This is a genomic window from Leptothrix cholodnii SP-6 (genome assembly GCF_000019785.1).
Lineage (GTDB): Bacteria > Pseudomonadota > Gammaproteobacteria > Burkholderiales > Burkholderiaceae_C > Sphaerotilus > Sphaerotilus cholodnii.
Genome location: NC_010524.1, coordinates 3,542,499 through 3,567,742, shown reverse-complemented (window position 1 = coordinate 3,567,742; position 25,244 = coordinate 3,542,499). Strand labels below are relative to the sequence as shown.

General features: G+C 69.1%; 18 protein-coding genes. 10 read left to right on the top strand and 8 right to left on the bottom strand.

All coding sequences use genetic code 11. The annotated features are described in order from the left end of the window. Positions 1–4: 4 nt before the first annotated feature. From LCHO_RS16050 to LCHO_RS16040, 3 genes are all read left to right on the top strand, one after another. A complete protein-coding gene (locus tag LCHO_RS16050) occupies positions 5–2,416 on the top strand; it encodes a glycoside hydrolase family 31 protein (RefSeq protein WP_050757386.1) in 2,412 nt (803 codons plus the stop codon). Positions 2,417–2,578: 162 nt separating this feature from the next. Next, a complete protein-coding gene (locus LCHO_RS24210) occupies positions 2,579–4,318 on the top strand; it encodes a methyl-accepting chemotaxis protein (RefSeq protein ID WP_012348221.1) in 1,740 nt (579 codons plus the stop codon). 88 nt (positions 4,319–4,406) lie between these two features. Next, on the top strand, positions 4,407–6,137 hold the full coding sequence (locus tag LCHO_RS16040) for a choice-of-anchor I family protein (protein ID WP_012348220.1): 1,731 nt from the start codon (positions 4,407–4,409) through the stop codon (positions 6,135–6,137). Positions 6,138–6,246: 109 nt separating this feature from the next. On the opposite strand, the gene LCHO_RS16035 is transcribed toward LCHO_RS16040, so the two are convergent. Then, on the bottom strand, positions 6,247–8,253 hold the full coding sequence (locus LCHO_RS16035; RefSeq protein ID WP_012348219.1) for a bifunctional metallophosphatase/5'-nucleotidase: 2,007 nt from the start codon (positions 8,251–8,253) through the stop codon (positions 6,247–6,249). Between the two features lie 196 nt (positions 8,254–8,449). Between LCHO_RS16035 and LCHO_RS16030 the strand changes: the two genes are divergently transcribed. Continuing rightward, the gene (locus tag LCHO_RS16030) at positions 8,450–10,267 is read left to right on the top strand and encodes a PHA/PHB synthase family protein (RefSeq protein WP_012348218.1); all 1,818 of its coding nucleotides are present in this window, start codon (positions 8,450–8,452) and stop codon (positions 10,265–10,267) included. A 1-nt stretch (position 10,268) separates the two neighbouring features. On the opposite strand, the gene LCHO_RS16025 is transcribed toward LCHO_RS16030, so the two are convergent. Further along, positions 10,269–11,651, bottom strand: a complete 1,383-nt coding sequence (locus tag LCHO_RS16025; protein ID WP_012348217.1) for a phenylacetate--CoA ligase family protein — start codon at positions 11,649–11,651, stop codon at positions 10,269–10,271. Positions 11,652–11,863: 212 nt separating this feature from the next. Here LCHO_RS16025 and LCHO_RS16020 point away from each other — a divergent pair, with 212 nt between their 5' ends. The 4 genes from LCHO_RS16020 to LCHO_RS16005 all read left to right on the top strand — a co-directional run bounded on the left by LCHO_RS16020 (position 11,864) and on the right by LCHO_RS16005 (position 14,882). Further along, positions 11,864–12,655 (top strand): transporter substrate-binding domain-containing protein, encoded by a 792-nt coding sequence (locus LCHO_RS16020; RefSeq protein ID WP_012348216.1) that lies wholly within the window; start codon positions 11,864–11,866, stop codon positions 12,653–12,655. 33 nt (positions 12,656–12,688) lie between these two features. Next, the gene (locus tag LCHO_RS16015) at positions 12,689–13,366 is read left to right on the top strand and encodes an amino acid ABC transporter permease (RefSeq protein ID WP_012348215.1); all 678 of its coding nucleotides are present in this window, start codon (positions 12,689–12,691) and stop codon (positions 13,364–13,366) included. 90 nt (positions 13,367–13,456) lie between these two features. Then, positions 13,457–14,107, top strand: coding sequence for an amino acid ABC transporter permease (locus LCHO_RS16010; protein ID WP_012348214.1), 651 nt, complete (start codon positions 13,457–13,459; stop codon positions 14,105–14,107). Between the two features lie 28 nt (positions 14,108–14,135). After that, positions 14,136–14,882, top strand: coding sequence for an amino acid ABC transporter ATP-binding protein (locus LCHO_RS16005; RefSeq protein WP_050757517.1), 747 nt, complete (start codon positions 14,136–14,138; stop codon positions 14,880–14,882). 43 nt (positions 14,883–14,925) lie between these two features. On the opposite strand, the gene LCHO_RS16000 is transcribed toward LCHO_RS16005, so the two are convergent. From LCHO_RS16000 to LCHO_RS15990, 3 genes are all read right to left on the bottom strand, one after another. Then, positions 14,926–16,131, bottom strand: coding sequence for an MFS transporter (locus LCHO_RS16000; RefSeq protein ID WP_012348212.1), 1,206 nt, complete (start codon positions 16,129–16,131; stop codon positions 14,926–14,928). Between the two features lie 62 nt (positions 16,132–16,193). Next, positions 16,194–17,303 (bottom strand): Gfo/Idh/MocA family protein, encoded by a 1,110-nt coding sequence (locus LCHO_RS15995; protein ID WP_012348211.1) that lies wholly within the window; start codon positions 17,301–17,303, stop codon positions 16,194–16,196. Next, complete coding sequence (locus tag LCHO_RS15990) at positions 17,303–18,106, bottom strand: ThuA domain-containing protein (RefSeq protein WP_012348210.1); 804 nt, start codon at positions 18,104–18,106, stop codon at positions 17,303–17,305. Before LCHO_RS15990 ends, LCHO_RS15995 begins: the two co-directional genes overlap by 1 nt. A 156-nt stretch (positions 18,107–18,262) precedes the next feature. Here LCHO_RS15990 and LCHO_RS15985 point away from each other — a divergent pair, with 156 nt between their 5' ends. Beyond that, positions 18,263–19,216 carry a helix-turn-helix transcriptional regulator gene (locus tag LCHO_RS15985; protein WP_012348209.1) on the top strand — a complete coding sequence of 318 codons (954 nt, stop codon included), beginning with the start codon at positions 18,263–18,265 and terminating at the stop codon, positions 19,214–19,216. A 320-nt stretch (positions 19,217–19,536) separates the two neighbouring features. On the opposite strand, the gene araA is transcribed toward LCHO_RS15985, so the two are convergent. Genes araA through LCHO_RS15970 form a run of 3 tightly spaced genes read right to left on the bottom strand, consistent with a single transcriptional unit; the run spans position 19,537 to position 23,492 of the window. Then, the gene (gene araA / locus LCHO_RS15980; RefSeq protein ID WP_012348208.1) at positions 19,537–21,030 is read right to left on the bottom strand and encodes an L-arabinose isomerase; all 1,494 of its coding nucleotides are present in this window, start codon (positions 21,028–21,030) and stop codon (positions 19,537–19,539) included. Between the two features lie 36 nt (positions 21,031–21,066). Further along, a complete protein-coding gene (locus LCHO_RS15975) occupies positions 21,067–21,801 on the bottom strand; it encodes an L-ribulose-5-phosphate 4-epimerase (protein WP_012348207.1) in 735 nt (244 codons plus the stop codon). After that, positions 21,798–23,492: a ribulokinase gene (locus tag LCHO_RS15970; RefSeq protein ID WP_012348206.1), complete on the bottom strand. Its 1,695-nt coding sequence runs from the start codon at positions 23,490–23,492 to the stop codon at positions 21,798–21,800. The genes LCHO_RS15975 and LCHO_RS15970 overlap by 4 nt, the downstream gene beginning before the upstream one ends. A 649-nt stretch (positions 23,493–24,141) precedes the next feature. On the opposite strand from LCHO_RS15970, the gene chvE reads away from it, so the two are divergent. Beyond that, positions 24,142–25,206, top strand: a complete 1,065-nt coding sequence (chvE, locus tag LCHO_RS15965) for a multiple monosaccharide ABC transporter substrate-binding protein (protein ID WP_012348205.1) — start codon at positions 24,142–24,144, stop codon at positions 25,204–25,206. The last annotated feature ends 38 nt before the right edge of the window (positions 25,207–25,244 follow it).

Genomic DNA, 25,244 nt, shown 5'->3' with positions numbered 1-25,244 from the left:
CACCATGCGACTCGACCAACCCCCCCGCTTCGCCCTCGACACCGCGTCCACCGGCAACCACCTGGTGCTGCGCGCGCCCGACGGTGCGCAGGCCCACGTGTTCGTGCTCGAGCACGACCTGCTGCGCCTGCTGGTGCTGCCCGACGGCCAGCTGCATTTCCCGCGCACCTGGGCCATCGCGCCCGGGCTCGACGACCTGCCGGCCGAAGGCCGCGACCGCCACGACCTGTCGGGCTTCTCGCTGCCGGACTTCGAACTGCAACACGACGCCGAGCGCGTGTGCGTCACCACGCGCGACGTGCGCCTGACGATCGTGCTCGACGGCCTGCGCTGCCGCTGGGAGGCGCGCCATCTGGGCGAGTGGCAGCCCGCGGCCACCGACCGCTCGACCCAGGCCTACAACTTCGGCTGGTGGGATCAGCGTGTCTACCACTACCTCGAACGCGAGCGTGGCGAGATGTACTTCGGCTTGGGTGAGCGGTCGGGCGACGCCAACCGCGCCGGCCAGCGCTACCGCATGTGCAACCTCGACCCGATGGGCTACAGCGCGCGCAGCACCGACCCGCTCTACAAGCACATCCCTTTCTACCTGACGCGCAAGCCCGCCAGCGGCCTGGTCTACGGCCTTTTCTACGACACCCTGTCGGAGTGCAGCTTCGACATGGGCCGCGAGATGGACAACTACCACGGCCCCTACCGCCACTTCGTCGCCGAGCACGGTGACCTCGACCTCTACTTCATCGCCGGCGACGGCCCGGCGGCGGTGACGCGGCGCTACACCTGGCTGACCGGCCGCCCGGTCTTCACGCCCCGCTATGCGCTCGGCTACTCGGGCTCGACGATGAGCTACACCGACGCACCCGACGCCCAGCTGCGCATGGGCGAGTTCATCGCGCGCTGCAGCGAGCACGACATCGCCTGCGAGTCCTTCCACCTGTCGTCGGGCTACACCTCGATCGGCAACAAGCGCTATGTCTTCAACTGGAACCGCGACAAGTTCCCCGACCCCGCCGGCTTCGCCGCGTCCTACCTGGCGGCCGGCGTGCGCCTGTGCGCCAACATCAAGCCGGCGCTGCTGCACGACCACCCGCGCTTCGGCGAGGCGGCCGAGGCCGGCCTGCTGATCCGCGATCCCGACGGCCAGCCGACGGCGGTGCAGTTCTGGGACGACACCGGCGCCTACCTCGACTTCACCAACCCGCAGACCATCGCCTGGTGGAAGCAGCGTGTCACCGAGAGCCTGCTCGAGCCCGGCATCGCGGCGACCTGGAACGACAACAACGAATACGAGATCTGGAGCCGGCAGGCGCGCATCCATTTCTTCGGCGAGCCGCGTGCCGCGGTCGAGGCCCGGCCGCTGCAGACGCTGCTGATGATGCAGGCCTCGCACCAGGCGCAGCGCGAATTCGCGCCCGACGAGCGGCCCTGGCTGGTGTCGCGCTCCGGCGCGCCGGGCATGCAGCGCCACGTGCAGACCTGGTCGGGCGACAACTACACCGCCTGGGAGACGCTGCGCTACAACATCCGCATGGGCCTGGGCCTGGCGATCAGCGGCGTGTCGAACACCGGCCACGACATCGGCGGCTTCTCGGGCCCGGCACCCGGCCCCGAGCTGCTGCTGCGCTGGGTCCAGCACGGCATCTTCCTGCCGCGTTTCTCGATCCACTCGTGGAACGACGACGGCAGCGTCAACGAGCCCTGGATGTACCCCGAGATCACGCCGCGCATCCGCGAGCTGATCGGGCTGCGCGCGCGCCTCACGCCCTATCTCTACCAACTGCTGTGGCGCTCGCACGGCGCCTACGAGCCGATGATCCGGCCGACCTTCCACGACTTCCCCGGCGATGCGCAGTGCTGGGAAGAAAGCGACGACATGCTGCTCGGCCCGGACCTGCTGGTGGCGTCGGTGGTCGAGCCGGGGGCGACCGAGCGGCGGGTCTGGCTGCCTGCCGGCAGTGAGTGGCTGGAGTTCTGGACCGGCCGGCGCCATGCCGGCGGCCAGTGGCTGACGCTGGCGGCGCCGCTCGACAGCAGCGAGCCGCCGCTGCTGGCGCGCGCCGGTTGCGCGATCCCGCTCAACCTGGCGCCGGCCCATTTCGGCAGCAGCGCCGACGTGCGCGGTTTCCAGGTCTTTCCGCTGCGGCTCGGCCGTTTCGAGGCCGAGTGTTTCGAGGACGACGGCCACAGCCATGCCTGGCGCAGCGGCGCCCACGGTTTCTGGTCGCTCGCACTCGACTGCAGCGAACAGGCCCTGCACCTGCAGGTGCAGCGGCGCGGCCCGCAGCCCCCGGCGGCGCAGCCACTCGTGGTCCTGCTGCCGGCGGACGACCCGCGTGCGCTCGTCGTCGAGGGCGCGACGATCGGAGCCGAGGAGCGCTCCGGCGCGTGGCGCAGCGTCACGCTGGACTGTGCCTGACGCAACAGCGGGTTGGCCGTAACCGGCTCGAAACTGGCGGCCGCAGGCCCGTCAGTTCCGCCCTTTGGCGTTGCCGCCTGCGGCGTCCAATCAGGCTCGGGCGAACTGCGTGGTCGACGGGTTCGCCGGCTGAGCTGTTTCGACCGTATCGGGCGCATATCCATGATCAACAACTTGAAAGTCTCCACCCGGCTGACGATCCTCATCGGCGTCCTGTGCACGCTGCTGATCGGCATCGGCGGCCTCGGGATCTACGGCATCGGCGAGTCCAACGATGCCCTTCGGCGGGTCTATGAAGACCGCACCGAGCCAGCCGCCAACCTGGCCGAGATCAAGGGGCTGCTGTTGCGCAACCGGCTGGCGATCGCGGTCGCCCAGGCGCATCCCACGCCCGAGGTCATTGCCGAACGCACCGGTCAGATCGAGCGCAACATCGCCGACATCACGCAGATCTGGGAGGTGTTCATGTCGAACAACCTCACGCCCGAGGAGGACCGGCTGGCGACCGTGTTCAACGCCGACCGCAAGCGTTTCGTGCAGGAAGGCCTGGTGCCGGCCGTGACGGCCTTGCGTGCCAACGACCTGCCCGGGGTCGAGCGCCTGGTGCTCGAGAAGATCCGGCCGCTGTTCGAGCCCGTCGAGTCCGGCATCGAGGCCCTCGTCCAGCTCGAACTCGCCGAGGCGAAGAAGGCCTATGCCGAGGCCGATGCGCGCTATGCCGTGATCCGCTCGATCTCGATCGCCGCCGTCGCGGGCGGCCTGCTGTTCGCGGCGCTGTTCGGCGTGCTGATGATCCGCTCGTTCGCCCGCCAGCTCGGTGCCGAACCGCAGGAGGCCGCGGACGTGGCGCAGCGTGTGGCGGCCGGCGATCTCGGCGCCCGCATCGCGCTCAAGTCCGGCGACAGCAGCAGCCTGATGGCGCAGCTCAAGGCGATGCAGGACAGCCTGGCCGCGGTGGTCGGCAACGTGCGCCAGAACGCCGAGAGCGTGGCCACCGCCAGCGCGCAGATCGCGCAAGGCAACAACGACCTGTCGGCCCGCACCGAAGAGCAGGCCAGCGCGCTGGAAGAAACCTCGGCCACGATGGAGCAGCTCAACGCCACCGTGCGCCAGAACGCCGACAACGCCCGCCAGGCCAGCCAGCTCGCGCTGGGCGCCAGCACCGTGGCCGTGCGCGGCGGCGAGGTGGTCGCCCAGGTGGTCGACACCATGAAGGGGATCAACGACAGCTCGCGCAAGATCGCCGACATCATCGGCGTGATCGACGGCATCGCCTTCCAGACCAACATCCTGGCGCTCAACGCCGCGGTCGAGGCCGCGCGCGCCGGCGAGCAGGGCCGCGGTTTTGCCGTGGTGGCCGGCGAGGTGCGCAACCTCGCGCAGCGCGCCGCCGGTGCCGCCAAGGAGATCAAGAGCCTGATCACCGCCAGCGGCGAGCGGGTCGAACAAGGCACCGCGCTGGTCAGCCGGGCGGGCGAGACGATGCAGGAGATCGTCGATTCGATCGGCCGCGTCAACGACATCATGGGCGAGATCAGCGCCGCCAGCACCGAGCAGAGCTCGGGCGTGGCGCAGGTCGGCGAGGCCATCACGCAGATGGACCAGGCCACCCAGCAGAACGCCGCGCTGGTCGAACAGAGTGCCGCCGCGGCCGAGAGCCTCAAGCAGCAGGCCGATCAGCTGGTGCAGGCGGTGTCGGTGTTCCGGCTCGGCCACGACCTGCAAGGCGGCAGCGCCGCTGCGACGCCGAGCCATCCGCCGGTGGAACGCCGCAGCCCGCAGCCTGCCGAGAATGTCGTGCGGCCGGACTTCGGATCCGGCACCCGCCCGCCGGTGGCCAGCGTCGCACCGCCGGCCCCGACGGCCGCGCGCACCGGCACCGACGATTGGGAATCGTTCTGATGTTGCGCCGGCGCACAGTCGGTGCGCCTGTCACAGCGCGGACACTTGCCGTCTCGAAGCTCCCGGGTTTTGCACACCCGGAGCCTGCATGCGAATTCCTGCTTTCCCCCTTGCCCGCACGGTGCTCGCGAGCGCACTTCTGTCGGCCGGTCTGCTCGGCACCGCCTGCGGCGGCGGCGATCCGGTGGCCGTGCCCGAGGCCACGCCCACCTCGCTGAGCCTGGCCAGGATCGGCGGCTATGCCGATGCCAGCCTGACGAACCCGGTCGGCGCGGCGGAGATCACCGCGTTCGACGCCGCCAGCAAGCGCCTGTTCGTCGTCAACAGCGTGCTGGCCACGGTCGACGTGCTCGACCTGGCCAACCCGGCCGCACCGGTCAAGCTCGCCAGCATCGACATCAGCGCGTTGGGTGCGTCGGTCAACAGCGTGGCGGTCAGCAACGGGTTGGTGGCACTGGCGATCGAAGCCAATCCCAAGACCGCACCCGGCGTGGTGGCGTTCTACAACGCCAGCAACCTCGCGCTGCTGGGCCAGGTCACGGTGGGCGCCTTGCCCGACATGCTGACCTTCACCCCCGACGGCCAGACCGTGGTGGTGGCCAACGAGGGCGAGCCCGCCAACTACGCCGTGGCCGCCACCGCGACCACACCCGCCATCGCGGCCGACGACCCCGAAGGCTCGATCAGCGTCATCAGCGTGACGCGCACCGGCAGCGCGAGCACGCTGGCCGTCACGCTGAGTGCCCGCACGGCCGACTTCAGCGCCTACAACAGCCAGCTCGCCGAACTGCGCGCGCTGGGCGTGCGCATCTACGGGCCCGGTGCCACGGTGGCGCAGGACCTCGAACCCGAGTACGTCACGATCTCGGCCGATGGCCGCACCGCCTACGTGACGCTGCAGGAGAACAACGCGATCGCCACGGTGGACATCGCCAGCGCCACCGTCACCGCGATCCGCCCGCTCGGCACCAAGGATCACGGCGTGGCCGGTTTCGGTCTCGACCCGAGCGATGAAGACGGCGGCACCAACACCAATTCGGGCACGCCGGCCGTCCAGATCGGCACCTGGCCGGTGCGCGGCATGTACCTGCCCGACGCCATCGCCAGCTACAGCGTGGGCGGCCAGACCTACCTGATCACCGCCAACGAGGGCGATGCCCGCGCCGACTGGCCGGGCCTGAACGAGGAGGTGCGCATTCGCGCCCATTGCAGCGCCGGCCTCGACCCGGCGGTGTTTGCCGGCGCCACCGGCCTGGCAGCCGATCCGCTGCTCAACGACTCCAACCTCGGCCGCCTGCGTGTCACCAGCCTGCCCAACGGCAACGACACCGGCAAGAACGCCGCCGGCCAGTGCAACAAGCTGCATGCCTTCGGCGCGCGCTCGTTCTCGATCTGGGCCACCGGCGGTACCGGCGCCATGACCCGTGTCTACGACTCGGGCGACGAGTTCGAGCAGCGCACCGTGGCGCTGCCGAACGTGCTCTTCAATGCCAGCCACGATGCCAATACGCTCGACGGCCGCAGCGCCTCCAAGGGCCCCGAGCCCGAGTCGGTGACCACGGCCAAGTTCGGCAACAAGACCTATGCCTTCATCGGGCTGGAGCGGGTGGGCGGGCTGATGGTCTATGACGTCACCACGCCGACGGCACCGAGCTACGTCACCTACCTCAACAGCCGCGACGCCACCACCGGCGACCGCGGCCCCGAGGGCCTGGTGTTCGTGCCGGCGGCGCAGTCTCCCAACGGCAAGCCGCTGCTGATCGTGGGCAACGAGGTCAGTGGCAGCACCGCGGTGCTGCAGGTCAACCTGGCGTATTGAACACAGATCCCCCCGCCTGAACGAAGGGCCGGCAGCCAAGGCTGCCGGCCCTTTTCCATTGCCCGTTCCTGCATCGGCGACCCCGTGTGCACGGGGTCGCGGCCGGTGCTTACTGCGGCAGGATTTCGGTGCGAACCGAGAGGTTGACGATGCGCTGATCGGTTGCGGCGCCACCGTCGGCGTTGCCGTAGGGCGCCGTGCGCGGGAACGCGGCGGCCAGGTGATCGGCCAGTGCCTTCTGTTCGGTGCCGGCCGTGGTGAAGGTCTTGGTGACGCCGGTGGGCACGAGGTCGATGCGGTTGACCTGCGCCGCGTTGGCCGTCACGAAGGCCGGGAACGGGTAGCTGTCGCCGCCGCCGGCCAGGAAGTCGAGCGTGACGATGCGCCAGGTGCGGGTGACCGGCACCTTGAACGCGCCACCGGAATACACCACCTGCTCGGTCAGCGGGCCGGCGCCGTCGGGGTCATCGACGACGATTGTGCGGATGCGCGACAGCGCCGCGCCGGTCGGGTCGAAGCTGAAGCGCAGTCCGGCCACCTGCGGGAAGCGCCCCGAGGTGGACGTCGCGGTCCAGTCGGCCACGCCGTGTTCGAGCACGTCCTTGAGTTGCTGGGCGTCGATCGTCAGCAGCGACAGGCCATTGTTGAAGCGCAGCGAGAACTCGATGTCGAGCTGCGAGATGTCGCCCGCCTGCTTGCCCGCCGAGGTGTTGGCCGCGGTCTTGTCCTTGAAGCCGCCGCTGGTCGAACCCGGCGGTGCATTGATGGTGCCGATCGACGAGCGGACGCCGCCACCGTTCTTGAACGACAGCGTGGTGCTGGCGTCGGTGGCACGGGCCAGTGCCAGGTTGGCCTCGGCGGTGAGATTGCCGAGGTTGGTTTCCTGGTTGCGCACCAGCACGCGATCGCCCTCGAGGTAGACCGAGGCGGCGCCGAACAGGTTGCCGTCCTTGCTGCTGATCACGGCCTGGATCTTGTCGGCGATGGCGGCCACCGCGGGCATGGCGTCGGCGGCGCTCAGGCCGGCGCGGCGCAGGCCTTCGGTGTCGCTGGCCCAGGCGCCGTTCCTGGCGGCGTCGAGCTTGCCGGTGATGACGCGGCCCTGGGCGTCGAACGGCAGCACCAGCCGGCCGAGGTATTTGTAGTCGGCGTCGACGTTGACCAGCAGCACCGGCTCGCTCTTGGCCGAGGTGAAGGTCTTCGGGTAGGTGCCGCGATTGGTGTCGCCGGGGCGCACGTAGTCGGTGCTGTCGTACAGACCGGTGTTGGAGCCGCCGGCCACGATCACGTCGACATCGCGCAGCTTGGGGGCGAGCTGTTCTTCGATCGTGAGCTGCTGCATGTGGGCCAGCAGCACGATCTTGTCGATGCCACGCGCCACCAGGGCGTCGACCGAGGGCTGGATCTGGGCCACCAGCGCGTCGATGTCGGCGGCCGAAGCGCCCGTGGGTGCGACGGTGATGCCGCCCACCGTGGTGATGCTGGGCAGCGTCGGCGTGGTGGCGCCGACCACGCCGATGGTCTGGCCACCCACCGAGACGACGGTGTACTTGGCGATCTTGCCGCGCAATGCGCCGGCCGTGACGCCGTCGTTGGCCGCCGCTGCCACCGCCGCCAGGTTGCCGTCGGCGCTGAAGTTCAGGTTCGCCGACAGGTAGGGAAACTGTGCGCCCACCCAGGTGCCGGTGGTGCGGATCAGGTCGCTGACGGTGCGCGTGCCGAGATCGAACTCGTGGTTGCCGAAGGCCGAAGCCTGCAGGCCCATCGCGTTGAGGATGGCGATGTCGGCCCGGCCGGCCGACGGCGCGCCCAGTTCTGCGCTCAGGCTGGCATCGTCGGCGGCATTGAAGAACGGGCCGGGGATGTAGTTGTCACCCGATGACAGGAAGACCGTGTGATCGGGCATCTCGCTGCGGAACTTCTGCACCAGCGCCGACAGGCCCTTCGAGTTGGTGACCAGATCGCCGCCGCTGTCCATGTCGGACACGTGCAGCAGTTGCATCTCGTAGGCGGTGGCAGGCAATGCAGCGGCGTCATCGCCACTGCCGCCGCAGGCGGTGAGCAGCAATGAGCTCAACGCCAGCACCACAGCCACTTGAATCGTTTTCACGCGCATCAGAATCTCCACAACGAAAGATGCCGAACTTAGGGTGATTGCGTGGCAAGCTCGTGACGCAGGCCACCGGTTGCAGATGGCCGCGGTGACGGTGGCGTCGATTGACGACACGCAAGCCAGGGTCGTGTTGTGCGGCCTAAAGTGCCATGCAGATGTGCTTGTTCGCGATGGGTTCGATCGTTCGGAGACCTGTGTCATGGGAGACCTGCTCACGCAAGACCTGACCGCCGTGTCGGCCGGTCGAGCCGGTGCCCGCGAGCCCGGTGGCAGTCCGTGGCTCGGCCGTCGCAGCCCGCCGTCGGACTCGTTCGTCCGCTACCAGGCGGTCGAGCGGGCGCTGCAGTCGATGCTGCCGGCGCAGGCATCGTCGTCGGTGGCGCCGGCCACGTCGCTGGGCGCGTTCAACGACTGGGCCTTGCACCTGATGACCTCGCCGGCCAAGCAGTGGGAGCTGATGCAGCTGGCCGCCGAGCAGGCCTCGCAATGGTGGTGCGCGGTGGCCGCCAGCCCCGCCAGCATGGGCCGCGGGCCGTGGTGCATCGAGCCCTTGCCGCAGGACAGGCGCTTCGACGATCCGGCCTGGCGCATGCCGCCGTTCGCGCTGATCGCGCAGCTGTTCCTGCTGCGCCAGGCCTGGTGGCACCGCGCCACCACCGGTGTGCCGGGCGTGTCGCGCCATCACGAGCAGATGGTCGAGTTCGCGGCCCGGCAGTGGCTCGACACGGTGTCGCCGTCGAACGCGGTGCTGAGCAATCCGGCGGTGCTGCAGCGCACCTTCGACGAGCGGGGCGCCAACCTGGTCCGCGGCGCCCTGCACGCTGCCGGCGATGCATGGCGCGACATGACCGACCAGCCGCCGATGGGTGCCGAGCAGTACAAGCTGGGCGTCGACGTGGCCGCCACGCCCGGCCAGGTGGTGCTGCGCAACCGCCTGATGGAGCTGATCCAGTACGCGCCCACCACGGCCCGCGTGCACCCCGAGCCGATCCTGATCGTGCCGGCCTGGATCATGAAGTACTACGTGCTCGACCTGGAACCGCACAACTCGATGGTGCGTTTCCTGGTCGAGCACGGCTACACCGTGTTCACCCTCTCCTGGAAGAACCCGCAGGCCGAGGACCGCGATCTCGGCCTCGACGACTACTACCGCCTGGGCGTGCGCGCCGCGCTCGACGAGATCGCCGCGCGGCTGCCGGCACGGCCGGTGCACGCGGTCGGTTATTGCCTGGGCGGCACGCTGCTGTCGATGGCCGCGGCGGCGCTCGGACGCGAGAAATCGAAGGCCCTCAAGAGCATCACGCTGCTGGCGGCGCAGACCGATTTCACCGATCCCGGCGAGCTGTCGCTGTTCATCGACGAAAGCCAGGTGGCCTGGCTCGAGAACCAGATGGCCCGGCGCGGCTACCTCGAAAAAGGCCAGATGAAGGGCGCTTTCCAGATGCTGCGCTCGCGCGACCTGGTTTGGTCGTACCGGCTCGCCACCTACCTGCTCGGCGAGCGCGCACCGGTCAGCGCGCTGATGGCCTGGAACGCCGACAGCACCCGCCTGCCGTGGCGCATGCACAGCGAATACCTGCGTGCGCTCTACCTCGACAACGCGCTGGCGCACGGCGAGTTCCACCTCGAGGGCACGCCGATCAACCTGTCGGACATCCGGGTGCCGATCTTCACCGTCGGCACGGTGCAGGACCACGTCGCGCCGTGGCGTTCGGTGTTCAAGCTGCACCAGCTCACCAACGCCGAGCAGACCTTCGTGCTGACCGCCGGCGGCCACAACGTCGGCATCGTCAACCCGCCGGGCCAGGCCCGGTCGAGCTACCGGCTGTGCCGCTGGCAACACGAAGACCGGCTGCTGACACCCGACGAATGGCTGGCCGCCAACGAGCCCGTCAAGGGTTCATGGTGGACGCCGTGGAGCCAGTGGCTGGGCCGCCACTCGTCGACGCCGGAGGCGCCGCCGCCGCTCGCACCCTCGCTCGGAGCGGCGCCGGGGCTTTACGTGTTCGACAAGTGAATCAGGGCGTGGTCGTCGCGTGCAGCGCGACCACCCGCGGGCGCTTGCCGCTGCGCCCGTGCACCGCCGGCTCGCCGCGGTGCACGTGCAGTTCGACCGCATCGACACCCTGCTGCCGCAGGTAGTCCAGCAGCACCCGGCGCACGTGCAGCAGCGCGGCGCGGTCGCCCGATTCGGCGATCGTCAGCGACAGGCTGTGACCGTCCTGCTGGACCAGCTGGAAGTCGAACACCCCGGCGTCGTCCTCGAGCACGGTGGTCAGCGCCAGCGGCAGCAGCCGCACGCTGCAGCCGCGGGTGTCGGGCAGCAGCAGGCTGTCGTCGACGCGGCCCTGCACGGCGATCACCGGCAGCCTGCTGCCGCAGGTGCAGGGCGCGGGGTCGAAACACACGCGGTCGCCGAGGTCGTAGCGGATCAGCGGCTGCACGTGGTTGGCCAGATTGGTCAGCAGCGTGGTGGCGCCGGGCTCGCCCGCGGGCACCGGTCGGCCGTCGAGATCGACCGGCTCGAGCAGCACCCAGTCGCTGTTGAGATGCAGGTGCCCGTGCGCGCACTCGGTGCCCAGCGTCAGGAACTCGGAGGCACCGTAGCTCGCGCGCACCGGGCAGCCGAACTGGCGCGAGACGATCTCCCGCACGGCGTCGCTGAGCGCCTCGCCGCCGGTCAGGATCTCGCGCGGGGCGATCTGCAGCCGGCCGGCGGCCGCCTCCTCGGCCAGCAGCAGCGCGGCTGACGGGTAGGTGGCCAGCACGCTCGGCCGCCACCGGTTGAGCGCGTCCACCAGCACCGGCGTCGGATCGAGGAAGTCGAAGCCGCGCAGCCGCTGCGCCATGCCGGGCATGACGCGGCGCAGCCGTTCGACCGACACCGTGCTGGCGAAGTGGCCGCTGGTGGCGCCGACGAAGGCCATGCGCTCGCTCAGGCAGAACGGGTCCATCCAGCGCTGCCACGATGGCCCGCCCGGGCGGCGCAGGGCTTCGAGCGTGTCGTAGATCGCCATCGCGGCGCTGTCCTGCACGAAGATCGCCGGCACGCCGCTGCTGCCCGAGCTTTCCCACACCGAGAACTCGCCCGCAAAGGCCAGTCCGATGCGGGCCGGGTCGGCGATGAAGTCCCGCAGTGCCGACAGGCTCAGGCGGCGGTCGCAGACCCAGTCGCCGAAGTGATCCATCAGCGTCTGCTTGCCCACGCTCGGCTGCGCCTCCAGCGTCGCGCCGTGGCGCTCGAAGCGCCGGCGGTAGAAGGCCGACGCGCCGGCCGCCTTGAAGAGCGCCTCCAGCCGCTGGCGTTGTCGCCGCACCAGCGCGCCGGCGCTGTCACGTGGCGCCATCCAGGCGTCGAAGGCCATGGCGCCGCTGCTGCGGGGATCGGTGTAGGGCCACATGGCGCGATGTTGAACCGATCGGGGCGCGCGTGCAGCAGCGAGACAGGGTTGGTTGACCGGGCGCAACCCGGTTGGCGCACGACGTGGCGGATCGCCGTGCGTCCGTGCTGGCACGGTCCGTGCAGATGAGTTTGCATCGAAAACCCGGGCCGTCGTGCCCAGCCGACCGCCCCCACCCCCGCCGCTTGACGGCCTTTTCAGGAGATCGCCCGATGCAACGCCGCCCCCTCGTGATGTCCGTCGTGCTGGGCCTGAGCGCCCTGCTGTCGCCACTGGCCGTGCAGGCCCAGGCCGCACTCGACACGGTGATGTCGCGCAAGCTCATCAACATCGCCGTGCCGACCGACTTCCCGCCCTACGGCTTTGTCGGCATCGACCTCAAGCCGCAGGGCCTCGACGTCGACATGGCCAACCTGATCGCCGCCAAGCTGGGCGTCAAGATCGAGCTGATCCCCGTCACCAGCGCCAACCGCATCCCCTACCTGCAGACGAAGAAGGCCGATCTGGTGATCTCGACGCTGGGCAAGAACGCCGAGCGCGAGAAGGTGATCGACTTCACCGCCGCCTACTCGCCGTTCTTCCAGGCCGTGTTCGCCGCCAAGGGCGTGGCGATCAAGAGCCCGGCCGACCTGGCCGGCAAGACCGTGGCCGTGACGCGCGGTGCGATCGAGGACATGGAGCTCACCAAGCTCGCCCCGGCTGGCGCCGACATCAAGCGCTTCGAGGACAACAACGCCACCGTCTCGGCCTTCGTCTCGGGCCAGGTGCAGGCCATCGCCACCGGTGCTTCGGTGGCCGGCAACATGATGCAGCGCAGCCCGCAGCTGGGCGCCGAATACAAGTTCCTGCTCAAGGACTCGCCCAACTTCATCGGCGTGGGCAAGGGCGAGGATAAGCTGCGCCTGAAGGTCAACGAGATCATCGCCGCCGCCAAGGCCGCCGGTGAGCTCGACAAGATGGCCGTCAAGTGGCTGGGCCGCCCGGCCGGCGACCTGCCCAACTGATCGTGTCCACCTGATACGCAAGGCGGCGCGGCCATGATCGAACTCGACTTCCTGGCCGTCCTGGCCGAGTGGCCCGCGCTGCTGCGCGGCGCCGCCTTCACGCTCGGTCTGAGCGCGTTTGCCGCGGTGATCGGCGTGGCGCTCGGCATCGCCTGCGGCTGGGTGCGCGCCTGGGGGCCGAAACCGCTGGCCTGGGGCGTGGCCACGTATGTGGAGCTGATCCGCAACACGCCGTTCATCGTCCAGCTGTTCTTCATCTTCTTCGGCCTGCCGAGCCTGGGGCTGCGGCTGTCGCCCGAGGTGTCGTCGGTGATCGCGATGGTGGTCAACCTCGGCGCCTACGCGGGCGAGATCGTGCGCGCCGGCATCGAGGGCACGCCGCGTGGCCAGATCGAGGCCGCGCGCAGCCTGGCGCTCGACGAGGCGCAGGTCTTCATCCGCGTGGTGCTGCCGCCGTCGCTGGGCCGGGTCTGGCCGGCGCTGGTGAGCCAGATCGTGATCGTGATGCTCGGTTCGGCGGTCTGCGGCCAGATCTCGGCGCAGGAGCTGAGCTACGCCGCCAACCTGATCCAGAGCCGCAACTTCCGCGCCTTCGAGGCCTACCTGATCGCCGCGGGCATCTACCTGCTGCTGGCGATCGGCGTGCGCCAGGCGCTCAACTGGCTGGGGCCGCGCTGGATCTTCGGCCGCATGCCCGGCTCGGGACGTTGATGCACAACCCCCACGCTCACCTTGTTCGCTGCCCCCCGAGGGGGCGCTCAACGCCCTTCGGGCGGCCGTGCGGGCGCTGAGGTATTCAAGATGGTCGACTTCTCCCTCTGGGACATCTTTCGCAACCTGCTGCTGGCCGCGCGCTGGACGGTGCTGCTGTCGCTGATCGCCTTCATCGGCGGCAGCGTGGTCGGGCTGGCGCTGCTGCTGTCGCGGCTGGCGCAGTGGCCCGGCGCGCAGCGCGCGGTGGCCGTCTACGTGCAGGTCTTTCAGGGCACGCCGCTGCTGATGCAGCTGTTCCTGGCGTACTTCGGGCTGGCGCTGTTCGGCATCAACGTGTCGGCCTGGGTGGCGGCCGGGCTGGCGCTGACCTTCTACGCCAGCGCCTACCTGACCGAGATCTGGCGCGGCTGCGTGATGGCGATCCCGAAAGGCCAGTGGGAGGCGGCCGACAGCCTGGCGCTGTCGTTCGGCGAAAAGATGCGCCACGTGATCGGCCCGCAGGCGCTGCGCATCGCGGTGCCGCCGACGGTCGGTTTCCTGGTGCAGGTGATCAAGGGCACGGCGCTGGCGTCGGTGATCGGCTTCATCGAGCTGACCAAGGCCGGCACCATGATCACCAACGCCACCTTCCGCCCGTTCACGGTCTACGCCTGCGTGGCGGTGATGTATTTCGTGCTGTGCTGGCCGGTGTCGGCCTATGCCCGCAAGCTGGAGAGGAGTTTCAAGCGTGAACGCTGATGTGAATGCCGTGAAAACCGCCGCCGACATGGCTGCGCAAGCCGCCCCGATCGTGCGCATCCAGGCCCTGCGCAAGCGCTTCGGCACCAACGAGGTGCTCAAGGGCATCGACCTCGACGTCATGCCCGGCGAGGTGATCGCCATCATCGGCAAGAGCGGCTCGGGCAAGAGCACGCTGCTGCGCTGCATCAACGGGCTGGAGGAGTTTCAGGAGGGCGCGCTCGCCGTCGACGGCCAGGCGCTCAAGCACGGCGACGCCAAGGCGATGCGCGCGCTGCGTCAGCACGTGGGCATGATCTTCCAGAACTTCAACCTGTTCCCGCACCTGACGGTCGGCCGCAACGTGATGCTGGCGCCCACGCTGGTGAAGCAGAGCGACAGCAGCACCGCTACCGCGCAGGCCAGGGCGCTGCTCGAACGGGTCGGCCTGGCCGAGAAGTTCGACGCCTGGCCCGATCAGCTCTCGGGCGGCCAGCAACAGCGCGTGGCGATCGCCCGGGCGCTTGCGATGCAGCCGAGCGTGATGCTGTGCGACGAGATCACCTCGGCGCTCGACCCCGAGCTGGTCGGCGAGGTGCTGCGCGTGGTCGAGCGCCTGGCCGAGGAGGGCATGACGCTGCTGATGGTCACGCACGAGATGAACTTCGCGCGCAAGGTGGCCGATCGGGTGGTGTTCATGCATGCCGGGCGCATCCACGAGATGGGCCCGCCCGAGCAGCTGTTCGGCGCGCCGCAGACGGCGGAGTTGCAGCAGTTCCTGTCGGCGCTGCATTAGCCGGCCGGCGAGTGGGCGGTTAAATTTAACCGCCTGTTGACGGTCAGCCGACCCGCCGCGCCCCGATTGCCAGCGCCGCCGCGGCGATCACCACCACCGTCATTGCCGCCGTGAGCGACCAGGCGTGCGCGATGCCGCCGATCAGCGGCGGGCCGACCAGGAAGCCGCTGTAGCCGATCGACGAGGCCGCCGCGATCGCCGCCGCGCTGCTGGTGCCGGGCACGCGGCTGGCCGCGGTGTAGAGGATGGGCACGATCGGCGCGAGGCCGGCGCCGACGAAGGCGTAGCCGATCAGCGAGACCCAGGCCTCGCCGCTGGTCAGCACCACCGCCATCGCCACTGCGGCCAGCAGCGCGCTGTTGCGCAGCAGCGTGCGTTCGGAATAACGCGAGCGCAGCGCGTCGCCGCCGAAGCGGGCCACGGCCATCGCGCCGGCAAAGGCGGCGTAACCGAGCGCGGCCAGGTCCTGCGGCATGCCGACTTCCTGCTTCAGGTAGAGCACGCACCAGTCGTACATCACGCCCTCGGCGGTCATGCCGGCAAAGATCAGCAGGCCGATCACCAGCAGCAGGCCACGCGGCCAGACGAAGTGCACCTGCGCCGAGCCGTCGGTGGGCGGCGTCGGGCGGGCGTCGAGCATGTGGCGGCCGACGCTCAGCGCCACGCCACCCAGCAGCGCGCCCGACAGCGCCATCTGCAGCGCCGCGTCGACGCCGCCACGCAAGGCCGCCGCCGCCAGCGCCGCGCCGGCCATCGCGCCCAGGCTGAAACAGCCGTGCAGGTTGCCCATCACCGGCTGGCCGGACTGATGTTCGAGCGCGGTGCCTTCGGCGTTGATCGCGACGTCGTAGATGCTCATCGAGGTGCCGAAGAACAGGCACGCGAACATCAGAAAGTAGACCGATGGCCAGAGCAGCGCGGTGGCCTGCGCCGCGGCCATCACCAGCCCGGTGACCAGGGCCGTGCGGCGCGCGCCCAGCCGCCCGATCACCCGCCCGGCGACGAACAGCGAACTCACCGCGCCGATCGCGGCGCAGAACAGCACCAGCGACAGGCTCGCCTCGTCGAGCCCGTAGACCGACTTGAGCGACGGGATGTGCGCGCCCCACACGCCGCCCAGCACGCCGAGCGCGCCGAACAAGGCGCGCGTGGCCCAGCGGGCCCGCGCGTGGCGCTCTCGCTGGGCGTGGGCCGGCAGGCTTTCGAGCGTGACGGGCAGGGCCGGCACGCAGGGATCGGGGTTGGTCATCAAGGGCTTTCTGCCGGCCTGCGGACAGGCCGGCGCGGGCGGGTCTCAGCGTGCGGTTGCGATCAGAGCTGCACCGGCGCGCCGGTGCGGGCGCTTTCGTAGACCGCGTCGAGGATCTCCATCACGATCAGGCCTTCTTCGCCCGGGGCGGGGTGCGGCTGCTCGGTCAGGATCGCCTCGGCGTAGTCGTGCATCGCCGATTTTGCGGGCGTGGTGGGCGGGTGCACGTGGGTGTCGATCTGTGCGCCGGCGCTGTCGCTGAAGATGTGGGCGTCGAACTGGTAACCCTCGTTCAGGTTCTTCTGCAGCAGCCCGGCCTTGGTGCCGAGCAGGCGCGTCTCCATCAGCTCGGCCTCCTGGATGTGCGCGGCCCACGAGGCTTCGAGCACCAGCGTGGCGCCGTTCTCGAACTTGATGAAGGCGGCGGCCAGGTCCTCGACATCGAAGGCCTTGCCCGACGCCTTGGCGGCTTCACGCGCGATCGGGTCGTAGGTGTTGCCCAGCACCCAGGTCGGCTTCGGATAGCCCATCAGCCACAGCGCCAGGTCGAGCCGGTGCACGCCCAGGTCGATCAACGGCCCGCCGCCGGCCAGCGCCTTCTGGCCGAACCAGCCGCCGAAACCCGGCATGCCGCGCCGCCGATGCCAGACCGTGCGGCCGAAATAGAACTCGCCGAACTGGCCGGTGTCGACCTGCGCTTTCAGCGCCCGCGACTGGGCGCTGAAGCGGTAGCTGAAGTTGATCATCAGCCGCTTGCCCGCACGCTTGGACGCAGCCAGCATCTCGCGGCCCTCGTCGGCGTTCATCGCCATCGGCTTCTCGCACAGCACGTGGCAGCCGGCGGCGAAGGCGGCCAGCGTCAGTTCCTTGTGAAACTTGTTGGGCGTGCAGATGCTGACGACATCGAGCTGCTCGCCGGCCAGCATCTCGGCGGCGCCGGTGTAGCGGGCGGCGATTGCGAACTGCTCGCCGACGGTTTCGAGCCGCGCCGGATCGGCATCGGTGATCGCCACCACGTCGACGTCCGGGTGCTGGCGCCAGCCTTCGATGTGCATGCGGCCGATGCCCAGTCCGATCACGCCCACGCGCAGGCGGCGGGCGCCGGACGATGTGGATGCGGTGCTGCCGGCCGCGGCGGCCTGTGCCTGGTAGTCAGGAGTTTGGGCCGCCATCAGATGTCTCCCTTGCCTTGCACGACGCCAGCCTTGGTGAAGGTCATGTCCTTCTTGGACAGCGTCTCCAGCGGCGGCGACATCGGGCAGACGTCGACGATCTGCACGCGCGGGTTGGCCCACTGCACGGCGTTGGCCAGCACGCGCTGCACGTTCTTGTCGTGGTAGGTCGGATAGGCCTCGTGGCCGGGGCGGAAGTAGAAGATCCGGCCATGCCCGCGCTGCCAGCACAGGCCGGAGCGGAAGACCTCGCCACCCTCGAACCACGAGATGAACACGGTCTCGTCAGGCTGTGGCACGTCGAAACGCTCGCCGTACATCTCTTCATACGGCAGCTCGAAATACTCGCCCAGGCCGGCCGCGATCGGGTGCGACGGCTCGATCACCCAGATGCGTTCCTTCTCGTCGGCCTCGCGCCATTTCAGCGAGCAGTTGGTGCCCAGCATGCGGCGGAAGATCTTCGAGAAATGGCCCGAGTGCAGCACGATCAGGCCCATGCCTTCGAGCACGCGCTTCTGCACCCGGTCGACGATGGCGTCGGCCACCTTGCCGTGCGCCTTGTGGCCCCACCAGATCAGCACGTCGCAGCCGGCCAGGCGTTCTTCGCTCAGGCCGTGCTCGGGCTGGTCGAGCGTGGCGGTGCTGACGTCGAGCGGCAGCGCGCCGGGGTTGAGCCCGGGCGTCTCGCGCAGCGCGGCGGCGATGGTCGCGTGCATGCCGTCGGGGTAGATCGCGGCGATGGCGGGGTTCTGCAGTTCGTGCTCGAACTCGTTCCAGACGATGACAGAAATCTTGGACTTCATGGGTGGGCTGCTGCAAGTGTGGGTGGGTGAGCCGCCCGGGCTGTGTGCTCACCGGGCCTGTCGACGACACGAGGGGATTGCGTCATCGACGGCCGTCAGCATAGAGTCGAGGCCCCGACCTTCTCAAGGTCGAGTGCTGCCAGATTTCTTCGATCGATGCTAAAAATCCTGGATCACCGCCCGGACTGCCCGGCGCCCCATGTCGACCCCGACGACCACAGCCCGGCCGCCCGCGCCGAACTGGGCCGGGTGATGCGCGAACAACTGGCCGCCTTCGCCGAGGGCCTGGCGCAAGGCACGCGCCGCCTGCACCGCCCGGCGCCGGCCGGGGTGGCGCGCGGCGAGGGCCATTTCCACCTTGCGCCCGAGCTGTTCCTGCAGGTCAGCGGCTGGACGCGTTTCGGCCTGCCGCACGGCGAAGTCACCGTCGGCCCCGGCGAGGCCTTGCTGATGCCCGCGCGCCTGCTGCACCACGAGGCGGTGGGCGTGGCGGCCGATGGCGAGCCGTTCCGCAACATCGTGGTCTACGCCGACGGCCGGGTGCTGACCTGCCACCTGGCGCACGAACACGCGGCCGGCGAGCCCGGCATCCTCTTCCTCGAAGCCCGCCAGCATCCGCAGGCCGGGCGCGCCCAGGCCTGGCTGGCCGATGCGGCTGCGGTTGGCGACGAGCCCCACGCGGCCGAAGAACAGCAGGCCCGCGCTCTGGTGATGGCCGTGCTGGCCGGCGTGCGCCGCGCACTCGATGACGTGACGAGCGCCCCGAGCGCGGGCGAGCCACCGCTGATCGCGCGGTTGCGGGTGCTGATCCAGAACCAGCTCGGCGACCATGAACTCAGCGTGCGCCGGCTGGCCGAACAATCCGGCTGCAGCGCCGATCACCTGTCGCATCGCTTTCGCCTGACTGCGGGTGAGCATCTGGTGGCCTACCTCAATCGACAGCGCATGGAGCGTGCGGCACACCTGCTGGCGGACACCGATCTGGCGGTCAAGGAGGTGGCGTGGGCTTGCGGGTTTGCGAGTGCGAGCTACTTCATCCGCACCTTCCGTGCTCATCACGGTGAGACGCCGGTGGCCTGGCGGGGCACGCATCAGAGGCAGGTGGCTTGATCGCTCGCCTCGTGCATGGACCGAGCGGCGCCGCCACGGGTGACTGGCCGCCCCGCCTCAGACACTGCGCTGATATCGGCGGGTCGGCCAGTCACCCGCGACGACGCGGCGTCACCGCGTGGTGCGGAGGTGATCTGTCTCGAAGGTGGATGGCGGCACCGCGTGCATTTGACCTTTGCGCGCCGCGGTGCGTGCGCTCGGGGGCAGGGGATGGGGAGCCGCCGATATCAGCGCAGTGTCTGAGGCGGGGCCCCATCCCCTGCTCCCGGGCCCGCTCGGTCCCGGCAGTCGAGGCGCCCCCCGCCCACCACAGTGCAACCTCAACGCCAGGTCGCATCACCCCAACGCAACTCCTGCTTGAGCCGCCCGATGTCGGTGTGCTCGCCGATGTGCACGAACTCGATCTCGAACATCTCCGCGAACGTCTGCAATTGATGGATCGACACGCCCTGGCTGAACACCGTGTGGTGCGCGCCGCCGGCATGGATCCACGCCGCGGTGCCACGCGCCAGATCGGGCAGCGGGTGGTAGACCGCGCGTGCCACCGGCAGTTGCGGCAGATCGTGCGGCGGCGTGATCACGTCGACCTCGTGTGAGATCAGGCGGAAGCGGTTGCCCATGTCCAGCAGCGTGCTGTGGATGGCGCGGCCGGGCTTGGCGCTGAAGATCAGGCGCGCCGGGTCGTCCTTCTTGCCGATCGACAGCGGCTGCACGTCGAGCAGCGGCTTGGCCTCGGCGGCGATCGAGGGGCAGACTTCGAGCATGTGCGCGCCGATCACCAGCTCCTGGCCCGCGGTGAAGTCGTAGGTGTAGTCCTCCATGAAGGAGGCCCCGCCGCCGTTGCCGTTGCCCATCACCTTGATCGCGCGCAGCAGCGCCGAGGTCTTCCAGTCGCCTTCGGCACCGAAGCCGTAGCCCTGCTGCATCAGGCGCTGCACCGCCAGGCCGGGCAGTTGCGGGATGCCGTGCAGGTTCTCGAAATTGGTCGTGAAGGCCTTGAAGCCGCCGCGATCCAGGAAACCTTGCAGGCCGATCTCGATGCGCGCCGCGTCGAGCAGCTGGCCGCGCTTGGCGCCACCGGCGCGCACTGCGGCGGTCAGCTCGTAGTCGGCTTCGTACTGGGCGAGCTTGTCTTGCGTCTGCGCGGGCGTGACGGCCTCGATCGCCGCGGCCAGGTCGCCCAGCGAGTGGCCGTTGACGGCGTAGCCGAAGCGGATCTGCGCCTCGACCTTGTCGCCTTCGGTCACGGCCACTTCGCGCATGTTGTCGCCGAAGCGCGCCACCTTGAGCGAGCGGCTGTCGTGCACCGCCGCGGCCACGCGCATCCAGGCGCCGAGTTGTGCCTGCACGCGCGGGTCCTGCCAATGGCCGACCACCACCTCGTGCGGCTTGCGCAGGCGCGCGGCGATGAAGCCGTATTCGCGCCCGCCGTGCGCGGTCTGCGTCAGGTTCATGAAGTCCATGTCCATCGTGGCCCACGGCACCTCGATGTTGGCCTGCGTGTGCAGCTGCATGAACGGCTTCTGCAGCGCGGTCAGGCCGGCGATCCACATGCGCGCGGGCGAGAAGGTGTGCATCCACGTGACCAGGCCGGCGCACTGCGGCGCGTTGTTGGCCTCGCGGCACAGCGCCAGGATGCCTTCGGATTCGGTCACCGTCGGCTTGAGCACCAGCTTGGCGGGCAGGCCGCCTTCGGCGTTCAGTCCGTCGACGATGCGCTGGGCGTTCTCGGCCACGGCGCGCAGGGTCTTGGGGCCGTAGAGGTGCTGGCTGCCGACGACAAACCAGAGTTCGAGTTGCGGATAGGCGTGCATGGAGGGGGTCCGTGAAGTCGTTGTGAAGGTGCCGGCTCAGCTTTTCGACTGACCGTAGTAGGCGTTCTTGCCGTGTTTGCGCAGGTAGTGCTTGTCGAGCAGGTGCTGTTCGATCGGGCCGCGTTGCGGGTTCAGCATGTGGGTGTAAAGCGCCATGCGCGCCACCTCTTCCATCACCACCGCGTTGTGCACGGCCTGGTCGGGGCTGGTGCCCCAGGCGAACGGGGCGTGTTCGGCCACCAGGATGCCGGGGCGCGCCAGCGGGTTGCCGTCGTGCAGCGCGCTCACGGTCTCGACGATCACGTGGCCGGTGTTGAGCTCGTAGTCACCCTCGACTTCTTCGCGGCTCAGCGCCCGCGTGCATGGCACCTCGCCGTGGAAATAGTCGGCATGCGTCGTGCCCATCGCCGGGATCGCGCGGCCGGCCTGCGCCCAGCTGGTGGCGTGGGTCGAATGCGTGTGCACGATGCCGCGCAGCTGCGGCCAGGTGCGGTAAAGATGCAGGTGCGTGGGCGTGTCCGACGACGGCTTGAGCTCGCCTTCGACCACGCGGCCCTGCAGGTCGAGCACGACGATGTCGGCCAGCGCCATGCGCTCGTAGCTGACGCCGCTGGGCTTGATCGCCACCAGCTCCAGCTCGGGGTCATAGCCACTCACGTTGCCCCAGGTGAAGGTGACGAGGCCGTGGCGCGGCAGCGCGAGGTTGGCTTCGAGCACGCGCTCGCGCAGTTGGCGAAGGCTGTGCGCGAGATCAGGATGAGCCGCGTTCATCGCACTTCTCCTGCGGCGTAGAGCGGCTCGGTGCGCTCGGCAAAACGTTGATAACGCTGATACAGGCGCTCGTAGCGCGCCGCACGCTCGGCGTCGGGTTTGTAGATGCGCTCGACCGTGCTCGCCATCGCCGCCTGCGCGGACGGCACGTCGGCAAACACGCCCGCAGCCACCGCGGCAAAGATCGCCGCGCCCAGCGCACAGCATTGATCCGACGCCACCACCTCGACCTCGCGGTTCATCACGTCGGCCATCACCTGCATCACCGTGGGCGACTTGCGGGCGATGCCGCCCAGCGTCAGCACCTTGTGCACCGGCACGCCCTGGCGCTCGAAGCTCTCGGTGATGGCCCGCGCGCCGAACGCGGTGGCGGCGACGAAGCCGCCGAACAGCGCCGGCGCGTCGGTGCCCAGCGTCAGGTCGGCCACCACGCCCTGCAGGCGCTGGTTGGCGAACGGCGTGCGGCGGCCGTTGAGCCAGTCGAGCACCAGCGGCAGGTGTTCGAGGTCTTGCCTCTGCATCCACTGCTCGGCCAGCGTCGGCAGGATGTGTTCGTGCAGGCCGGCGAGTTCGCCCTGCAGATGCGGGCGCAGCGTGCCGGCCATCTCCAGCGACCAGCCGACCAGCTTGGCGAGCCAGGCGTACATGTCGCCGAATGCGGACTGGCCCGCTTCGAGCCCGATCAGCCCCGGCACCACCGAGCCGTCGACCTGGCCGCAGATGCCTTCGATCGAGCGTTCGCCGATCAGCTCGGCATCGGCCAGCAGGATGTCGCAGGTCGAGGTGCCGATCACCTTGACCAGCGTGTAGGGCTGCGCGTTGGCGCCCACCGCGCCCATGTGGCAGTCGAAGGCGCCGCCGCTGACGACCACGTGCGCGGGCAGGCCGAGCCGGTCGGCCCATTCGGCGCTGAGAACGCCGAGCGATTGTTCGGCGGTCTGGCTGTGCGTGAACAGCGGGGCGTCGAGGTGCTCGGTCAGCAGCGGGTCGAGCGCGGACAGGAATTCCTGCGACGGCAGCCCGCCCCACGTCGGATGCCAGAGCGCCTTGTGCCCCGCCGCGCAGCGCCCGCGTGGCAACACGGCCGGCGCGCTGCGGCCGCACAGCAGCGCGGGCACCCAGTCGCACAGTTCCACCCAGCTGCGCGTGGCGGCGTGCACCTGGGCGTCGGCGCGGCTCACATGCAGCGCCTTGGCCCAGAACCATTCGGACGAATAGACGCCGCCGGCGTAGCGCGTGTAGTCGGTGTGTTCGCCGCCGTGCGCGAGCGCGTTCAGCGCCTCGGCTTCGACGATGGCCGTGTGGTCCTTCCACAGCACGAACATCGCGTTCGGGTTGTGCGCGAACTCGGGCCGCAGCGCCAGCACGCGGCCCTGCTCGTCGATCGGCGCGGGGGTCGAGCCGGTCGAGTCGACGCCGATGCCGACGATGGCCTCGCGCCCGGCCGGGCCGAACTGGCGCACCAGCTCGTCGACCACCTCGCGCACGGCCTGCGTGAACGACTCGGTGTAGTCGAGCGGGTGGTGGCGAAAGCGCTGCGTCACGGCGTCGCAGTAGCGGCCTTCGGCCCAGCGCGGATAGGCCACCACGTGGGTCGCCAGCTCGGCGCCGTCGCGGCAGCGCACCGCCAGCACCCGGACGGAATCGCTGCCGAAATCCAGGCCTAGACTGATTGCATCGGTGGGGTTCACGGGATTCTCGAAAAGCAGTCATGAAACTGCTGTCGAGAATAGGAGGCGACGCCCTGTTTGACCCGTGGCGGCGTGGCTGACTATATGCACGTTCCTGTCGGCTTGCTCTGATTTTCGGGTTTACCCGTATCGGGCGTATAGACAGTTGCGCCATCGGGCCTCCGGCTCGGCGTGCACGGTTGTGTGCACGGCAGGCGAAATCTCTATCCCGTTCTGGTTCGCGGTGGCTGCCGGATTGAGGGCCATCAAGGCCCGGTTCCAAAGAGATCCGCGCGGCTTGGTGGACGCTTGAACCCGACGCACTGCCATGGGGCGGCTTGGCTCGGCAGCCGGATATGATCGGTCAAAGATATGGAAGATCGTGCTGTAGCGTGCTTCACCTAGGGTCAACCCGGTGTGTCCGGGTTGCCGCCGTGCCTACTCTTGCGCCGCGGATCGGGAAATACACGAATCCGGTTGTCCAGAGGTTTTTGCAGATAGTCGATCGGCTTCGATCGAATATCCGGTGGATATTCTTGCGTCGAGTTGGATGGCGCTTGTGAATATCCCGGTGAATATGGACTTCCCGGCCCCAGACCGGCAAAACAGATCCCCTGGCCGTCGCCGCACGAGCGACCCGGGGCGAACCGACAACGTAGGAGTCATGACCATGAAGATGATGAAGACACTGATCGCCACCGTGGCCCTGGGCCTGGTCGGCCTGGCCACGCAAGCCAGCGCGCAGGACAAGGGCGCCATCGGCATCTCGATGCCCACCAAGTCGTCGGCACGCTGGATCGCCGACGGCGACAACATGGTCAAGGTGCTCAAGGACCGCGGCTACAAGGCCGACCTGCAGTACGCCGACGACGACATCCCGAACCAGCTCGCGCAGGTCGAGAACATGGTCACCAAGGGCGTCAAGGTGCTGGTGATCGCCTCGATCGACGGCACCACGCTGTCCAAGGTGCTGCAGAACGCGGCCGACAAGGGCATCAAGGTCATCGCCTACGACCGCCTGATCAAGGGCAGCAAGAACGTCGACTACTACGCCACCTTCGACAACTTCCAGGTCGGCGTGCTGCAGGCCGGCTCGATCGTCGACAAGCTGGGCCTCAAGGCCGGCAAGGGCCCGTTCAACATCGAGCTGTTCGGTGGCAGCCCGGACGACAACAACGCCTTCTTCTTCTACGACGGCGCGATGAGCGTGCTCAAGCCCTACATCGACAGCGGCAAGCTGGTGGTGCGCAGCAAGCAGATGGGCATGGACAAGGTCGGCACGCTGCGCTGGGACGGCGCGGTGGCACAGGCGCGCATGGACAACCTGCTGTCGGCCTACTACGGCAAGGACAAGGTCGACGCCGTGCTGTCGCCGTATGACGGCCTGTCGATCGGCATCCTGTCCTCGCTCAAGGGCGTGGGCTACTGCACCGCCAAGCAGCCGTGCCCGGTGGTGAGCGGCCAGGACGCCGAGGTGCAGTCGGTCAAGTCGATGCTCAAGGGCGAGCAGTACTCGACCGTCTTCAAGGACACCCGCGAGCTGGCCAAGGTGACGGCCAACATGGTCGACGCGATGCTGTCGGGCAAGACCCCCGAGATCAACGACACCAAGACCTACAACAACGGCGTGAAGGTGGTGCCCTCGTACCTGTTGAAGCCGGTGAGCGTGGACGTCTCCAACTGGAAGCCGGTGCTGATCGGCAGCGGCTACTACAAGGAATCGCAGGTCAAGTGATGTGACCGGGTTGGGCCGGGTCCCGTGTCGACAGGCGC

Excerpts from the sequence above, each read along its gene's own strand:
- LCHO_RS16050 (WP_050757386.1), top strand. The coding sequence starts at position 5 with ATGCGACTCGACCAACCCCCCCGCTTCGCCCTCGACACCGCGTCCACC.
- LCHO_RS24210 (WP_012348221.1), top strand. The coding sequence starts at position 2,579 with ATGATCAACAACTTGAAAGTCTCCACCCGGCTGACGATCCTCATCGGC.
- LCHO_RS16040 (WP_012348220.1), top strand. The coding sequence starts at position 4,407 with ATGCGAATTCCTGCTTTCCCCCTTGCCCGCACGGTGCTCGCGAGCGCA.
- LCHO_RS16035 (WP_012348219.1), bottom strand. The coding sequence starts at position 8,253 with ATGCGCGTGAAAACGATTCAAGTGGCTGTGGTGCTGGCGTTGAGCTCA.
- LCHO_RS16030 (WP_012348218.1), top strand. The coding sequence starts at position 8,450 with ATGGGAGACCTGCTCACGCAAGACCTGACCGCCGTGTCGGCCGGTCGA.
- LCHO_RS16025 (WP_012348217.1), bottom strand. The coding sequence starts at position 11,651 with ATGTGGCCCTACACCGATCCCCGCAGCAGCGGCGCCATGGCCTTCGAC.
- LCHO_RS16020 (WP_012348216.1), top strand. The coding sequence starts at position 11,864 with ATGCAACGCCGCCCCCTCGTGATGTCCGTCGTGCTGGGCCTGAGCGCC.
- LCHO_RS16015 (WP_012348215.1), top strand. The coding sequence starts at position 12,689 with ATGATCGAACTCGACTTCCTGGCCGTCCTGGCCGAGTGGCCCGCGCTG.
- LCHO_RS16010 (WP_012348214.1), top strand. The coding sequence starts at position 13,457 with ATGGTCGACTTCTCCCTCTGGGACATCTTTCGCAACCTGCTGCTGGCC.
- LCHO_RS16005 (WP_050757517.1), top strand. The coding sequence starts at position 14,136 with ATGGCTGCGCAAGCCGCCCCGATCGTGCGCATCCAGGCCCTGCGCAAG.
- LCHO_RS16000 (WP_012348212.1), bottom strand. The coding sequence starts at position 16,131 with ATGACCAACCCCGATCCCTGCGTGCCGGCCCTGCCCGTCACGCTCGAA.
- LCHO_RS15995 (WP_012348211.1), bottom strand. The coding sequence starts at position 17,303 with ATGGCGGCCCAAACTCCTGACTACCAGGCACAGGCCGCCGCGGCCGGC.
- LCHO_RS15990 (WP_012348210.1), bottom strand. The coding sequence starts at position 18,106 with ATGAAGTCCAAGATTTCTGTCATCGTCTGGAACGAGTTCGAGCACGAA.
- LCHO_RS15985 (WP_012348209.1), top strand. The coding sequence starts at position 18,263 with ATGCTAAAAATCCTGGATCACCGCCCGGACTGCCCGGCGCCCCATGTC.
- araA (WP_012348208.1), bottom strand. The coding sequence starts at position 21,030 with ATGCACGCCTATCCGCAACTCGAACTCTGGTTTGTCGTCGGCAGCCAG.
- LCHO_RS15975 (WP_012348207.1), bottom strand. The coding sequence starts at position 21,801 with ATGAACGCGGCTCATCCTGATCTCGCGCACAGCCTTCGCCAACTGCGC.
- chvE (WP_012348205.1), top strand. The coding sequence starts at position 24,142 with ATGAAGATGATGAAGACACTGATCGCCACCGTGGCCCTGGGCCTGGTC.